This window comes from Micropepsis pineolensis, from assembly GCF_055392125.1.
Genome location: NZ_AP042408.1, coordinates 1,896,379 through 1,911,086, shown reverse-complemented (window position 1 = coordinate 1,911,086; position 14,708 = coordinate 1,896,379). Strand labels below are relative to the sequence as shown.

Annotated in this window: 11 protein-coding genes; 1 reads left to right on the top strand and 10 read right to left on the bottom strand. The window is 55.4% G+C overall.

What is annotated here, in order from left to right; all coding sequences use genetic code 11:
* Positions 1 to 5 precede the first annotated feature (5 nt).
* The 6 genes from ACZ5RI_RS08565 to ACZ5RI_RS08540 all read right to left on the bottom strand — a co-directional run bounded on the left by ACZ5RI_RS08565 (position 6) and on the right by ACZ5RI_RS08540 (position 7,272).
* On the bottom strand, positions 6 to 857 hold the full coding sequence (locus ACZ5RI_RS08565; protein ID WP_464511155.1) for a hypothetical protein: 852 nt from the start codon (positions 855 to 857) through the stop codon (positions 6 to 8).
* Positions 858 to 1,041: 184 nt separating this feature from the next.
* The gene (locus tag ACZ5RI_RS08560; RefSeq protein ID WP_464511153.1) at positions 1,042 to 1,914 is read right to left on the bottom strand and encodes a hypothetical protein; all 873 of its coding nucleotides are present in this window, start codon (positions 1,912 to 1,914) and stop codon (positions 1,042 to 1,044) included.
* Positions 1,915 to 2,090: 176 nt separating this feature from the next.
* Positions 2,091 to 2,939, bottom strand: coding sequence for a sulfotransferase domain-containing protein (locus ACZ5RI_RS08555; protein ID WP_464511148.1), 849 nt, complete (start codon positions 2,937 to 2,939; stop codon positions 2,091 to 2,093).
* 135 nt (positions 2,940 to 3,074) lie between these two features.
* Positions 3,075 to 5,204, bottom strand: a complete 2,130-nt coding sequence (yccS, locus tag ACZ5RI_RS08550; RefSeq protein WP_464511143.1) for a YccS family putative transporter — start codon at positions 5,202 to 5,204, stop codon at positions 3,075 to 3,077.
* Positions 5,205 to 5,335: 131 nt separating this feature from the next.
* A complete protein-coding gene (locus tag ACZ5RI_RS08545; protein WP_464511139.1) occupies positions 5,336 to 5,848 on the bottom strand; it encodes a GNAT family N-acetyltransferase in 513 nt (170 codons plus the stop codon).
* Positions 5,849 to 5,937: 89 nt separating this feature from the next.
* Positions 5,938 to 7,272: a neutral/alkaline non-lysosomal ceramidase N-terminal domain-containing protein gene (locus ACZ5RI_RS08540; protein WP_464511134.1), complete on the bottom strand. Its 1,335-nt coding sequence runs from the start codon at positions 7,270 to 7,272 to the stop codon at positions 5,938 to 5,940.
* A gap of 298 nt (positions 7,273 to 7,570) precedes the next feature.
* On the opposite strand from ACZ5RI_RS08540, the gene ACZ5RI_RS08535 reads away from it, so the two are divergent.
* Positions 7,571 to 7,747, top strand: coding sequence for a hypothetical protein (locus tag ACZ5RI_RS08535; RefSeq protein WP_464511130.1), 177 nt, complete (start codon positions 7,571 to 7,573; stop codon positions 7,745 to 7,747).
* A 66-nt stretch (positions 7,748 to 7,813) separates the two neighbouring features.
* On the opposite strand, the gene ACZ5RI_RS08530 is transcribed toward ACZ5RI_RS08535, so the two are convergent.
* The 4 genes from ACZ5RI_RS08530 to ACZ5RI_RS08515 form a co-directional block, all read right to left on the bottom strand.
* Positions 7,814 to 10,717 (bottom strand): TonB-dependent receptor, encoded by a 2,904-nt coding sequence (locus ACZ5RI_RS08530; protein WP_464511126.1) that lies wholly within the window; start codon positions 10,715 to 10,717, stop codon positions 7,814 to 7,816.
* Positions 10,718 to 10,950: 233 nt separating this feature from the next.
* The gene (locus tag ACZ5RI_RS08525; RefSeq protein ID WP_464511121.1) at positions 10,951 to 11,679 is read right to left on the bottom strand and encodes a hypothetical protein; all 729 of its coding nucleotides are present in this window, start codon (positions 11,677 to 11,679) and stop codon (positions 10,951 to 10,953) included.
* 134 nt (positions 11,680 to 11,813) lie between these two features.
* Positions 11,814 to 12,206, bottom strand: a complete 393-nt coding sequence (locus tag ACZ5RI_RS08520) for a hypothetical protein (RefSeq protein WP_464511117.1) — start codon at positions 12,204 to 12,206, stop codon at positions 11,814 to 11,816.
* 340 nt (positions 12,207 to 12,546) lie between these two features.
* Positions 12,547 to 14,316 carry an ATP-binding protein gene (locus ACZ5RI_RS08515; protein WP_464515575.1) on the bottom strand — a complete coding sequence of 590 codons (1,770 nt, stop codon included), beginning with the start codon at positions 14,314 to 14,316 and terminating at the stop codon, positions 12,547 to 12,549.
* Positions 14,317 to 14,708 lie beyond the last annotated feature (392 nt).

Below are 14,708 nucleotides of genomic sequence, written 5' to 3'. Positions count from 1 at the left end.
CATTTTTACGCGAGCAGCTCGGCGCGATAGTTTCCCAGAATGGGAAAATTGTCCATCAGATGAGCAAGTCGTTCGATATGGGCCGTAGTGAAATAGCTACGGCCCCTGCCCGCCGCCCCCTTGTTGAAGCGCAGCTCCCCACGCTCCTTCCAGCAGCCATCCAGCGCAGCACTGCACACCGCCTCTGGCTTTGGCACCCCAGCATGTTCCAGACAAAGCTGCAGCGTACCCAGCGGATCCGCCAGCCAGCTGGAAAAATGTAATACCAGCACCGCGGCCGGATGCTGTGCCGCATAGGTAAGCCAGGTGGCAAAATAATTGATGTACCAAGGCCCGATCATATCGATCATAAAATCCGCCTTGCAGGCAGAGGAGAAGGTCGGGAACGCATCGGGGACCACCCCGCTGATATTTTCCGCGCGCGATTCCGGCACATCGAGAAACATGTCCCAAAGCGAAGCGAGCATGTCCGGAATGGAACGGATCATGGTGATCGGTTTCAACGATAAAGCTTCGATAAAATGACAGTTGCCGGGCCGGGCCAGCATATGGGCATGGACGGCCATCGGCCCTTCGCACACACCACCATAATAATAATAGAGAAAAACCGGCAGATAGAGCTGGGCCTCGCGCCCACCTTGGGCATGAACCGCACGCACCAGACTGCCGCCGGACGCCACGACCGCCGAGGTGCACAAGAAGGTGCCGGCGCTCTTGGGCGGAAAGGCAAACAGCAAAACCGGGCGACGCTGAGACAGCTCCTGCAGATAATCCGCTAGCGGCCCCGTAAAGGTGCCATCCATTTCCGGTTGGGAAAAGGCGGCCTGAACTGCCAAATCATCAATGCCAATGCTCACGGAACCATCCCCCACACCCAGTCATGATTCCAGCATCGCGCATGCCAGAAAACGCGTAAAAAAATTTTATGTTTATATGTATAAATTTTTTACTTCATCCCGACAAGCATCTGCAGCATTTGCTGTTCAAGCCGTAAATATTTTCATCGTGTGAAGGCCCCGCGCTTTTTGCAGGCCAGACAGCTTACAGAATTTCATCCTGCCAATCGGCCAGCACGGGATAGAGCTTCACCATGGCGGCCAGACGATCAAAATGGAATTGGGAAAAATAGGTTCTGCCCCGCCCACTGACACCCTTGTTGAAACGCATCGCCTTACGCCCCTGCCAGGAATATTCCAGCGCCGCCTGACAAACCTCGTGGGGACGTGGCATACCGGCATGCTGAAGAATACGCCCCAGCACAGCGGTCGGATCGGCAACAAAATCACGATATTTTGGCAGCAATACCGTCTGCGGCTGATCGGCCGCATAGCTGATCCAGGACGCATAATTGCTGACATACCAGGGGCCGAGCAGATCGATCAGCATATCCGCCTTATGCGCATCACTGAAATCAGCGAAATCTTCTGGCAGCGGACAAACAATGCAGCGCTGCAACTCTTCCGGCTCGTTTATCAACATGTCCCACATCGATGCCAGCATGTCAGGGATCGACCGGATCATTACTACTGGTTTCAGGGATAACACATTGATCAGATGGCGGTTGGCCAAACGGGCCTGCATATGCACATGCGTCACCAGCGGCCCGGCACAAATACCACCGCTGTAATATTCCACGAAAGTCTGCAAACGGAACTGATCTTCGCGCCCCCCCTGCGCAATCACCGAACGCACCAATGCACCATTGACGGCAAGCACCGCCGCATTGCGTAAGAAAGACCCGGCAGATTTGGGCGGAAAAGCCAGGATCAATGTGGGGCGACGGTGTGAAATTTCTCGCAGATGCTCCGCGCATTCACCTTGATAAAGGCCATCAATATCAGGCGAATCGAATAAAACACGTATATCTTCAGCACTATACGAAACCGGTTGCACCACATCGTCTATCAGGGTCATATCACACCTACTCAACCACACGCACCACCTGAACGACAGACATATGCAATATTGCCCGCAAGGCTAAAGCCCTGCAGGTCACAAACCATGGCGATGAGAAATATTGCGACAAGGTGGAACAAAAAAAACGCTGCAGTACAAATGTTTTTTACAACGCAGCGCTTATGCAAAACACGTCAGAGTAGTTCTGCAGTCAGATTTTTGAGCACATCATACCGCCCCAGCATCCGTTCAAGACGGGCAAAATGCCCGGGCGAAAAATAGCCTTTACCGCGCCCGCTGACCCCACGGCTGAACCGCAGTTCGCCACGTTCGTCCCAGGTGCCATTGAAAGCCGCCGCACACACTTCCGGCGGCTTAGACATGCCGACATGATCCAGAATCCGCCCAAGTAACGTGACCGGATCGGCGACCAGATCATCATAATGGGTCACCAGCACGGTATCGCTGTGGGTCGCGGCATAATCGAGCCAGGATGCATAATAGCTGACATACCAGGGGGCAAACATATCGAACATGAAGTCGGCTTTTTCTGCCGCCGGAAAATCGGCGAAAGTATCGGGCACGATGCAATTGACCGTCTCGATCCGCATGGCAGGATCGGCCAGAAACATGTCCCACATTGATGCCAGCATATCGGTGATTGAACGGATCATCACCACGGGCTTCAGCGAGAGCACTTCGATAAAACGGCAATTGGCGGGATGAGCCTGCATATGAACATGAACCACCATCGGTTCTTCACAGACACCGCCGTAGTAATAATGGATGAAAATCGGCAGATAGAGCTGGGCCTCGCGTCCGCCCTGGGCATGCACCGCGCGCACCAGCTGCCCGCCGGTAGCGGCGATCACCGCAGTACGTAAGAATGTTCCCGCCGCCTTGGGGGCAAAGGGGAGCAGCACCACGGTGCGCCGTTTGGCGATGTCGGCCAGATAGGCGGCATACTCGCCCTGGAAGGTGCCATCGTCGTCCGGCTGGGAAAAAGCTGCGCGTAAAGCCAGCTCATCGATTTCGACTGCCATCGATTCACCTCCTGATAGATAATTTCACGATAGCCAAAAAATCGCCGTTTGCCACGCTTTTTTTGGATACATGCCAGGAATTCCGCCTCCCGCCCCCGATGCGGCGACGGCGTGGCAAATTTCCTCCGCCTGCGGTCAAATCTGCATCAGGCGGGGACGCATATCCTCAAGGGCGTTACACAGCAGGGCGATGCGGTGGTACTGCCCGGCGATCATACGGCGCAGACCATCATATTCGGTGGCGCCATGGGCGGTAAAACCGTTATTTTTAAGGCTTTCCGTACCATCTAGGTGGATCAGCCGAAAGCCCCCGGCTAGCGCCGCCATCTGACCGGCCAGGGCCGAGGCGTCCCGGACCAGACCATCTTCCGCACCCAGCACCCCGGCACTGCGGTGCGCCCCCAGCGCTGACAGACAGGATAGCAGCTGATGGGTCAGCCCCAGGGCGCGCAGGGCATCGTCGGCCTTGGTGGGGCTATGATGCGGCTCGCGCAACATGTCGTGAATTACCCCGTCGAGCGCGGCATGGGCGTTGTGGGCATCGCGCCGGGCGATGCGGTATTGCAGGTCATCGGCCCGGCCATGGCGATACTGGGCCGTAATGGCGTCAAGGTAACGGGCATCGGCATCAAACGTATCGGCGATACGATCCTTGATGCGGCGCAGGTGCCAGTCGGGCAGCACCAGCCGAAGCGCCAGAAAGGCAATCCCCACCCCGACCAGGGTGTCGAACAGCCGGGGCCAGATCACGGCATAACCGCTTAAGACCTGCTCGAAACACAGCACCACGAACAGGGTAATCATTGCGGTGGCGGCGATATATTCGCGCCGCCGGAAGGCAAAGAACCCTGCCCCGGCCAGCACAATCAGCGGCAGCTGCATCGCCCGCCCCGGCAGCAACTGTAACGCCATCCAGCCGATCAGAATGCCAGCCACCGTACCCAGAATCCGCTCAAGCAGGCGGCGGCGTGTGGCACCATAGCTGGGCTGGCAGACAAAAAGCGTGGTGAGCAGAATCCAGAACCCATGGGGCAAATGCGCCAGCAGCAGGAAAAGGTATCCGGTCAGTAACCCGAGCGACAAACGCACGGCATGGCGAAAATAGGCCGACCGCGGGGTCAGGTTCGACCACACCCGGATGATACCCAGACGCAGGGTGGTGGCGTCGGGGTTCTGCAGGACGCTGTCGCCGATATCCGTTGCATACGGATGATCGAGCACCTCCTGCAGCGCCGACATATTGCGCACAAAGGCCCGCACCGCATCAATCAGATGAGAGGAGCGCGACGACTGACCATAACTGGCCTGCATGGCTTCGCGTAAATCCGCCAGCGCCCCGCGCGAAACCGCCATATCAGGCAGGGTTTCGCGGCGACGCAGCGCCTCGGCCAGCGCCCGCAGGGCCGTGCCTTGCAGCTGCAAAAGATGGGCGGCACGGAACAACAGATCGCTGTGATAAAATGCGGCGGCCAGCGCCTCGTGCGGATAATGTGACGAATGAATGCGTTCGTGAATATCCTGCGCCACGAAGTAAAAACGCAACTTTTCCTCGGTATCGCCGCGGCGGCGCGTGCGGCCAACCCGGTCGAGCAAGGTACGGCGGGCCTCGTTCATGGCCGCCACCACGGCGGTGTTAGCGTTGGCCAGACGTAACCGGGCGGCCTCGAAATCGGTATCGCGATAGGGGGCAAACAGCGCGGCGACACAGTCAAACTGATGGGCCAGATTGTCGAACAGCGCCGCCAGAGCAAAGCGCACGGCGTTTTGCGGTGCAATCAGACTCCAGACATAGGATAGCAGCCCGTACCAGGCCGCCCCGCAGGTCAGATACAGCGGCAACGAGATGAAATCATGGCGGGCCGAAAACTGCTCGGTCCCGATCATGGTGTAGACCGCCAGAATCAGTGTGGCGGTGGCCACCGCGCCCCAGCGCACGCTGGCAGCCCCCAGCATGACCAGCAAAAAGGTCGAGCTGACCAGCCCGAGGGCAAACAGCGGCGGATAATCGGCCAGCACCTCGACAATGAACGAAGTTCCGGCAAAACACACCAGCGTCACCGCCAGACTGACCAGCCGACGCATACCGCTATCGTCGGTTTCAGCCAGTGCGCAGGCAATAATACCCAGCATCAGCGAGACAATCGCCGAAATATGCCCGGTGGCGAAGCAGAACCCCGCCACCCCCAGCATACTGACGGTTACCCGCGCGATATCGGCAAAGCGATCCGACGCAAACAGGCGTGAAAGTGTGGCGGCATAAGGCATGGCACTCCCCCATCGGGACGACGGTAATCTCTGCCACCCGCCTTAACCATTGTGTCAGGCCACCGCAAGCGGAAGAAAACCATGATAAGAATGCAGAAATTAGCGCTGGAAGGCCAGACCGGATTGTATGCTCAGCCCCCACCCGATGACGCAGCCAGATCGCGACATTCCATAAAGCGGGCGTCGGCACCATAACTCATCAGCTTTTCCCCGAAAGTCCCCGGCGGGCAGATGCTGAAGCCGTGGCGCTGCCAGAACGGCACCGATCCGTTCACCGCCACCAGATTGAGCTGCGTACAGCCCTGAGCCGCCGCGTGGCGCTTGATAAGGGCGACGATCTCCGCACCATGGCCACCTCGGCGCACCCCCGCCAGCAAGGCGATATCGTGGATGTAATACTGCGTCCCGGATTGGGGCAGCGTGCCCAGCTTGCGGTTCAGCGCCGGTAAATGGTGCCCATCCCAGGGATGGCTGACGGCATAGCCCACCGCCTGCCCCGCCACACGGCAGAAAAAGCAGCCCCGCGGGTAGAGATGGAACTTTTCGGTCAGCACCGCCAGATCTTCGGGAAAGCCCGGATGGATCTCTTTCGACAGGTCATAGGCGGCGGCGATATCCTGCGCCCGCATCGGGGTCCAAACCATCAGATATTTTCCGTCAACTTGGCAGCACCAGCATAGCACAGGCCGCAGGGCTTATGGCACAGGGCTTATGGCACAGGAACCCGCCGCAATCACGGCTGTGCGGCGGCGCCGTGCATCTGTTTAAGAAAATCCACGATACCAGCGGACACGATCTCAGCCGAACCGCGGGCATAGAACGAGCTGCGCGCCTCGTAAGTGAAGCGATCATAGCTGTCGGCAGCGGGCATATATTTGGCGGCGCCATCGACCATCGTCAACACAACGGTATGGGCAAAGGGCGAGCCAGCCCGGATTTGCGCCCCGACACTGGCGGCCAGTTCGGCTTGCAAACCAACCAGCACGGTATCGCCGATCCGCATCATCACCACCGGAACATTGACCTTGTCGCCAGCGCGATAGCTGTAAGACGTCACCGGCCCTTTGGGGGCGTTCTCAGGCGTGAAGGATTGCGAGGTGACCTCGACCGTTTTACGCCAGACCGTGATAGCCGGTTTTTGTGTGGCATGGATATCCTGGGCCACCCGAACCACCTCGCCACCGGCCCGTGCACCGAACAGATCTGTCAGCAGAAAGCCTGCCTCGTGGGCATCCACCCGCGTCACGCTGCCATCCGGATTGGTGACGTGGCGATTGGCCTGCAGATAGGGCGACTGATCGCCCGCTGCGCCGATCAGAAACGACGACACCGTGCCGGGATACCGACCCTCGACATAGCGCACCATGGCCCCGGCCAGATCGGAGGAAACCAGCCGCCCCCCAGCCGCCAGCTGGGACTGATCCATGATCGAGGGCTGCACTGCCATGTTCATCAAAATCGCCAGTGGCGTGCCATCATGCCGATTGAGCCGCAGCACCGCCAGCGTCGGGTCGGCATAGCCCGCATCGTTCGCCCCCAGCCACCAGCCATGGGGCGTCAGAACATCCCGGTTTACGCCAAGCCGGCTGATCCCCTGACCAAAGCCAAACGTGGCCGGCTGCAGGCTGGCAGCCTGTCTGGCCGCAGTAAGAACCGCCGCCTCGATCGCCGCTTCCAGTGACGCGGCCACGGGACGGAGATTTGGCGGGGTGTGTTCGGGCGGGAACACATGGGGCGCGGAAAAGGTATGGCTGGCGCAGACGATCACATTGTCGGGTAAAACCCCGTCGGTTTTCTGCAGGATCGTCTTGATGCTGGCGATGGTGTCACCGGACAGCGACGTCAGATCAACAACGACGATGGCGGCCCGCTGATGCCCATCGTCAAACAGCACAACCCGCGTTGCCAGCGGATCATGCTGGCCGACAAATTCGCCCAGGGCATACAGCCCCTGAGGAATTTGAATATCCGCCTGACCGGCACCAGCAGTAAATCCGGCAGCATTCGCAGCACCACTAAAGAGAAGCAGGGTAATCAGGAAGGTTCGGGCGAGACGTATTGCCTGCATTATCGCATCATCCTCTATAGCGTGGATTTCAAGAAACCACATATTTCCATAAGAAACGTCTAAATATTTCTCATTATTACCGCCACACCGGCACATTATTCTATTGAATATTAAGTGATCTCCATCCCCAAACGATGCCGAAGCCTTATCAAAATATTGCAACGTGGCCGTATCCGAACAAAATTTGCCTGCCAGTACGCGCAAAACTGCTGTAAAATAACAACCCAGAATATAAAATTCATGGGAGGTAAACATGTCCTGCTACGCACTTCTCGTATACAGCCCGGACATCCAAACGATGAACTGCATCGCAGCTTCGCGCTCGGAAGCCCTTGCGACATTCTCGAAAAAGCTTGGCTATCACGTTACCGACAAAGTCGACGAGGATTGGCAGACCGACAACATGATGCTGGATGAATGGGACGAAAGCCCGCACTGGGTCTCACCGCACATCCCGGTTTATCGGGAAAGATAACATCGCCACGCAAAAAGGGCGCCACACCGGCGCCCTTTTTATTTCAAAGATCTGGCCCGACTATGGCTACAGACGACCACGCAGCGATAGCATGAAGGTCGAGCCATAGACGTTCTCGCCATTATTGTGCGAAACGCCCTCGCCCGCACCACTGTAACGGCTTCCGATCTGGGAGCTGCCTGCGGTACCGTCATCCAGGAAAGAATACGAATCCGAATTCAGGATATTGCTGCCGTCGAACCTGAGATCGAGATAGTCGTTGATCCTGTAGGCAAGCGACATATCCAGCGTACCACGCGCCTGCTGCCACTGACGCAGGTTGGTGTTGTAATAATTCGATGTACTTTGTGGTGATTTCGACCTGAAATTATACGAAAAACGGATACTGTAAGCGTCCTTCTCGTAATAGGCCGTGGCGCTGTAGGTATAGGTCGACATGCCGACCAGTTGCGCCTTGTAAACAGCATCATCGTTTGCCGTAAAGCCGGTGCCGGTACCGCTCTGCGCCCCGGAATTATAGGTGAAGCCCACCTGCGCCCCCAAACCATCGAACGGCGCGGGCAGGAAGGTAAAGGGTTGCTGATAATAGACCTCGACACCTTTGACATTGAGCGGATTGAGGTTGGTGTATGAGGTCAGCTGCATCGGCATCTCGGGATCGATATACCCTGCGGTATAGCCAAAGGTGCTGGAATCGAGCACCGAATTGGGCAAATTCAGCGAACTGAAGGTGACTGTATCCGTCTTGGACGAAATCAGATTTTTCAGGTCTTTATAGAAAACGCCAACCGACAGCATGGATTCCGAACTGAAATACCATTCGACATTCATATCGAAATTATCAGCCTTTAATGGCTTGAGGTTCGGATTCCCCGAAGAGGCCGCTGCGTTATAACGGCTGCTGACCGTTGTGCTCTGTGCGATATAACTGAGCCCAGGGCGGGTGATGGTTTTGCCATACGCGGCGCGCAGCAGCAGATCATCGGTGATATTATAGGTTAGTGCGACGGTCGGCAGATAATCATCATAACTGCCATTCAGACTGGTTTTGGTATAGACCGTCGTGCCGCTGGAATTCTTGCTGGTGGCATAATTATATCCCCACAACCGGGTCTTGGCGTAACGCAGGCCAACACTGAGTTTCAGCACCTGTCCGGCAATCGTTCCATCGGTATCGGCCTGCAAAAATGCACTTTCAACCGCCTCGGTCACATTGAACAGACTGCTGAAATTGCTGGTCACACCATCAAGTATTTTGTTGAAACCAACATATTTATAGAAGGAGCGCGGCACGCTGACCCACTGGGTTGGTCGCATGCCATGGCGCACACCATCCAGAAAATTGCTCACCGGAATATGATCGACGGCATAGTCGCTGATCGACATGCTGGCCAGCGTTTCTCCATTTCGGAGTGTTGCACTGCTGACCGCACTGGCGTTGGTTTTATAGTCATTGGTTTTCTGGGTAGAAACCCAGCTGATACCGGATTTCAGATCAACGTGACCGATAAAGCCAAGGCCCGATTCAAAATCATACTCGCCGTCGAATTTTCCGGTAACAACGCGATCTCCCTCCTTCCAGTAGCTGGCACTGAAATTCGGGCTGGAATAGGCCGAAACGTTGGTAAAATCCGTCGTGGCATACAGGCTGGGAAATTTATAACTGGCCGTCGGATCATAGGTTGTCGTCTGATTGTAGATATAGAACGCGATGGCGTTACTGGAATAAAAACCATTTGAAACGCTCATCGATGCGTTGGCATTCAGGGTGAGATGCCCAATCGGCTGGTATTTTGTGTTGAACGTACCGCTTAGGAATTTGTCTTTGGTATCTACCCAGGTACTGCCACTTTGCCAGTCGACATTGGCAAAGGTGCCATACAGATTATTATTGCTATCAATGTTGACGTTAACCGGCACAATGTCTGACGTGCTGCGGAAATAGACACCCAGCATATAATTATCACGCTTATCGCTCAGCAGCGATCCGATGACATCCAGCGTGACATCCAGATCATCGCGATACTTATATTGCAGGGAAAGTAACCCACTGTAGCGCGTGCGATCATCCAGGGTCAGGGAATTGCGTTCCCAGCGCGGCACAAAAGCCTGATTGATTTGGGCAATGGAATACGAACCATTGTATACCGTTGAACCTGATCCGGTGTAGTTGCTGGTTCCGCAGCTGTATGATGTACCAGCGCCAAAGTTCCAATGAATGCTGTTAGAGCTGGTACCCTCTTCGTTACACGCCTGCCCCCAGCCCGAGGTATCATTGCCCATGATTTCATAGGCGCTTTCCTTGAACGTCATGGCAAACAGTGCGCCAAACGATCCCCATATATCACTGACCTGAACGGTCCCGTTCGGCATGGCTTTGTCGCGGTTGGTATTCATCGAATAGCCAACCGAGTAATTGGCCTTGAAGCCATCAAAATCGAAGGGATGCGGCGTGCGCATGTCAATCACACCGCCGATGCCGCCTTCGTCCAGATTGGCTTGCGGGGATTTGTAAAAGTCCACCCGGCTGAATAAATCCGCCCCCAGCGCATCCAGATCAACCGACCGGCTGTTGCCACCCACACTGGTGCCGGTTTCCATATGAACCGGATTACCGTTGATGGTAACAATGGTATAGCTCGCATCCAGTCCGCGGACGGTCAGTGTTTTACCCTCGTCGGTGCCACCATCGCGTGACAGCGCTACACCGGGAACACGGGCCAGAGATTCCGCAATATTAGAGGCCGGATATTTGCCGATATCTTCAGCAACAATCGAATCCCGCACCCCGACGGATTCACGCTTTAATTCCAGTGCCTTTTCAAGGCTTGCGCGATAGCCCGTCACAACAACAGTTTCAAACGCCTCACTATCCTGAGCATTCGCCGCGGCAAAAATTAAAAACGACGCGCTGCCTGCCAGCAAAGAAGAACCAAGCAGGAATTTCCTGAACCCTTGCTTCGCAACCATGTGCATTCCCTCGTTTTCTGTTTGTTTTGCGCAAGAGTGGTCAATCCAACGGGCACACTTTTACGGACACAGATACGCACGCGGGAAAATCACCCCGCGGGGAAACAGCATTGGATTGAATGAACCACCCCAACCATTTTTAATCATTATGTAGAGACTTAATGCAGTGTAGTGGCGGGCAAAACACCACCATTGATTCACAATCAATCAAATACACTCATAAGTAAATAATATTATATAATAAATACCGCCCTGTTGCGGATCTGGCACAATGACACTGACTGAAAATGATCCCGGCCCGCACCCGATGTCATGTTTCCGTTGGCGTCATAGCTGTAGGACGGGTTCACGGTGCCGTTCACCGTACCCGTTACCGACGCCAGCGCATGCGGGCGGCTGCCGGTCGCCACTTCACGACGTTTGCCCCATGCGTCATAAGCATCACGCTCGATCACCGCACCATTTTCATCCGTAACCACAGATACAGAGCCGAGATGGTCCATTGTAAAATACCGTACCGCAGCAACCCCACCGCTGAACTTTACGGCTATCATCTTACCTTCAACCAGAATGTAGTCACGCCACACCGTGGTACCGCCGGAAACCTGTTTCTCGCTCATCGCACCCGTGGACGGATCATTAAGATATGTCGTGGTGGCCACGGATGACCCCACGGTTAGTACCTGCCGGATCCTGGCGTGTTCGGAATCGTAACTAATCGCAACGCTGGTCGAACCCGATGTAATTGTATCGACCATGTTGAATGCAGTGTAGCTGACTGTCCGTCCGCCACCGCCCGTATGGTTTCCGTTAGCATCATAGGAATATGACGGATTCACCACACCGTTGACCGTTCCTGCAATCGACGTAAGGGCGTGAGGACGGGCGGCACCAACCGACGGATAAATATACGCACCCACATCAGATTTCGACGTAATGTTGCCGATAGCATTATATGCCACGGTCTTACCGCCGATCGTTGTACAACTTGTTACCGATGCACCTGCCGTATAGTTGACCAGTGCCCAACCGTATCTCCCGAAGGCTGGTCGGAAGTGTCCGTGAGAGGACATGAGGTTCTACACGGCCCATACCTTCAAAATATATGGAACAGCCGCCTCGCAAACCAAAATAATACAGCAACCACCAGAGCCACACAGAATGCATCTGTCAGCAAATCGTTAAAATACCCCATATATGCTGCACCAATGACTGTCACAGTCAGCACTCCGGCTACGCAATATATAATAAATTCAAAAATTCTAATTTCTTGGCGCTTGAAATGACCGCCCCTAGCGCAACCTTCAGCTGCCTCCCTCCCCCTTAGTGATGACCTCGCAATTCTCATTAACACAAGGCCAATAAGTACCCCCACCCAACTGAAACGCCAAAGCCCGGCGGGATGAAACAATGACATTCCAGCCCCCACGATAAGGAGCCCACCACCAACCAACATAAGTATTATTGCCTTACCGCTAAGCTGGCTCATCCGCGTACCCACCACATGCCTGTTTTACGCCTTCTAAAGCTCCTAACGCATCAGAAAGCATTCCGCCAGAAATTCCATGCAAACCAAAAGCCCTAGAGACAGCATCGTTCGCCAAATCCAAGGTGAGCTTCTCTGAACTTCCCGAAGCGACTGACTGAATAATAGCCCCCACCATCGATACTGCAGCACCCACCTCATAGGCCTGCCCGGCTCGGCTTAACACCAATGCTCCTGGCAGAGCTATTTCGAGTTGCCCCGTCACAGCGCCACCGCCCAGTGCAAGCGCATCAGCGCCACACATCGGAGCCGACACGAACACATCGCCGAAGGGATGTTGGCTTTATTGGAAGAGACCGCCCTCGTATCCCCGTGCCGGGTTATAGAGCTTTGGGTCCACATCAGGCACAGGGTCCGGGCTGGAAGCCCGCATCAGCACCGGAACGTTCTTTTCGTCCAGATGCAATTTCAGCGAAGGAATGGTTTCCAGTATTGGTTTTAAGTGCGCAAAACTGGCCGGTTTCGACAGATAGCCAAGCACCCCGAGCGAGAGGGCGTGCCGCCGGTCTCTTTCGTAATCAGAGTTGCTGCAGATCACCACGGGGATCCGCCGCAGGGCTTCATCCTTGCCCATTTCCTCAAGCATCTCGAAGCCGCTCATGCCCGGCATGTTGAGGTCAAGCAGGATAAGATCAATCTGGCCACCCGCATCATTCGCATCATGAATCGCCGCAAGACCGCTTTCGCCATCATGGGCGATGACGAAATTACAGCGCATACCGATGGGCTCGCTCAGGAACTTTCTGGTCAGATAAATATCGGCATCACGATCATCGATCAGCAGAATGTTAGCCACCACCCCGCTGCTTTCCTTGCTCGCGATAGAAAGGACCGGTTTTTCGATCAGCGCAGACGGCGGACCGGGCAAGGTAAAGCGGATTTTGGTGCCGTGTCCGGGCGTCGTGCTGCACGAAATGGTGCCGCCCTGCAGTTCGACGATCTTGCGGCATACGGTCAGGCCCAGACCAGCATGGGTTTCCTTGCGGTCGAGGCGGAAGAACGGCTTGAAGATCTTTTCCTGATACTCCGGCGCGATCCCGGGGCCGTTATCGCTGACGCGAATCCCCCAGTTGCCATCAGATTCGCGCGTGGCCGCAATGTGGATTTTCACAGGATGCGGGGTGTGCTCGATGGCATTGGCAATCAGATTTTCCATCAGCGTAATGGCATGCTCGCGGTTGACGGAAACCACCGGCAAAGCGTCGCTGGAAATAACGGCATTAAGCCCTTTGATAAGGGGGGAAAGCCGCCGGATTGCCTCGGTGACGGCATCGTCCAGCTTCATATTTTCGATTTCAAACGTATAGGTGCCGCACAGCTGGGTGTAGTTGAACACCTTACGGATCATCAGATCCATCCGCTGTGCCGCAGCACGCACATACTGCATGGGCTCGCTGGCCGCCGCATCGGTAAAGGCGCTGTCGTCAATCATCTCGGTGAAAGAGCATATGGTGCGCACCGGCTCCTTGAGGTCATGCGCGAGCGAGCGGGTAAAAATTTCGAGTGTATCGCGTTGTTCGCTGATGCGGGCCTCGCGCTGGCGCACAATCTCGATCTGGCTCTGCAGATCGGCATAAAGCTGAGTATTTTCCAACGCCACCGACGTGGTATCGGCCAGCGCCTGCAGAATGGCAACTTCATGTTCTGTGGGATGATGGTGCGTGGCCCAGTAGTTGCCGATGGCGGCAACCGGTTCCTTGCGGCGAACCGGCACCATTGCCAGACTCTTGACAAAGGTCGGCCTATAGACGTCCGCTGGGATCCGGGGATCGGCATAGATGTCGTCGATCACAACGGCTTGCGCATTCTGCATGACCCAGCCGCTGATGCAGACGTTAAGCGGAAACCGTTTGCCCTTCCATAACGGGCTGATGGCGTTTTCCTCGACGTAATAACACTGCCCGTTATCGCGTAACACCAGGGTGGCACCATCAGCGCCGGTCAGATCGCGTGCCGCGCGCCGCACGATTTGCACCACGGCATCAAGGGTTCGCGCCTGCGACAGCAACTGGACGACATCAACCAGATGCTCCATTGCCTCGGTATACGACACTTCCAACGATAGGCTTCTGCCGCGGTCCAACATGCATCCTCTCTTGATGAGGATTGGGTCCATACCGTTTTGGGGTATGGATGGAGGATCAAGTATATATCAAACGCGCATCTTTTGGCGTGCTGGTTGCAACCAGTCTGGTGCCCCCGCCCGCGCAGTGCAGGATATAATTCTTACCCTGTCCGACAAAAGGACATGCGGGCACTTCTCATTGTTTCTTTTATAGAATTGATCCAAACGCGCAGCGCGGATATTTCGGATTCAAAATATTTTACTGCGTATCCTCACCAGCATAATGAACAAGATGGGATGATTGTCCCTCAAAATTAAGACAATACAGTGCACTATTCGTTTACATAAACGCGCAAACCATAAGACTGCTGTCATAGACA

Excerpts from the sequence above, each read along its gene's own strand:
- ACZ5RI_RS08555 (WP_464511148.1), bottom strand. The coding sequence starts at position 2,939 with ATGGCAGTCGAAATCGATGAGCTGGCTTTACGCGCAGCTTTTTCCCAG.
- ACZ5RI_RS08520 (WP_464511117.1), bottom strand. The coding sequence starts at position 12,206 with ATGAGCCAGCTTAGCGGTAAGGCAATAATACTTATGTTGGTTGGTGGT.
- ACZ5RI_RS08540 (WP_464511134.1), bottom strand. The coding sequence starts at position 7,272 with ATGCAGGCAATACGTCTCGCCCGAACCTTCCTGATTACCCTGCTTCTC.
- ACZ5RI_RS08545 (WP_464511139.1), bottom strand. The coding sequence starts at position 5,848 with ATGGTTTGGACCCCGATGCGGGCGCAGGATATCGCCGCCGCCTATGAC.
- ACZ5RI_RS08535 (WP_464511130.1), top strand. The coding sequence starts at position 7,571 with ATGAACTGCATCGCAGCTTCGCGCTCGGAAGCCCTTGCGACATTCTCG.
- yccS (WP_464511143.1), bottom strand. The coding sequence starts at position 5,204 with ATGCCTTATGCCGCCACACTTTCACGCCTGTTTGCGTCGGATCGCTTT.
- ACZ5RI_RS08560 (WP_464511153.1), bottom strand. The coding sequence starts at position 1,914 with ATGACCCTGATAGACGATGTGGTGCAACCGGTTTCGTATAGTGCTGAA.
- ACZ5RI_RS08530 (WP_464511126.1), bottom strand. The coding sequence starts at position 10,717 with ATGGTTGCGAAGCAAGGGTTCAGGAAATTCCTGCTTGGTTCTTCTTTG.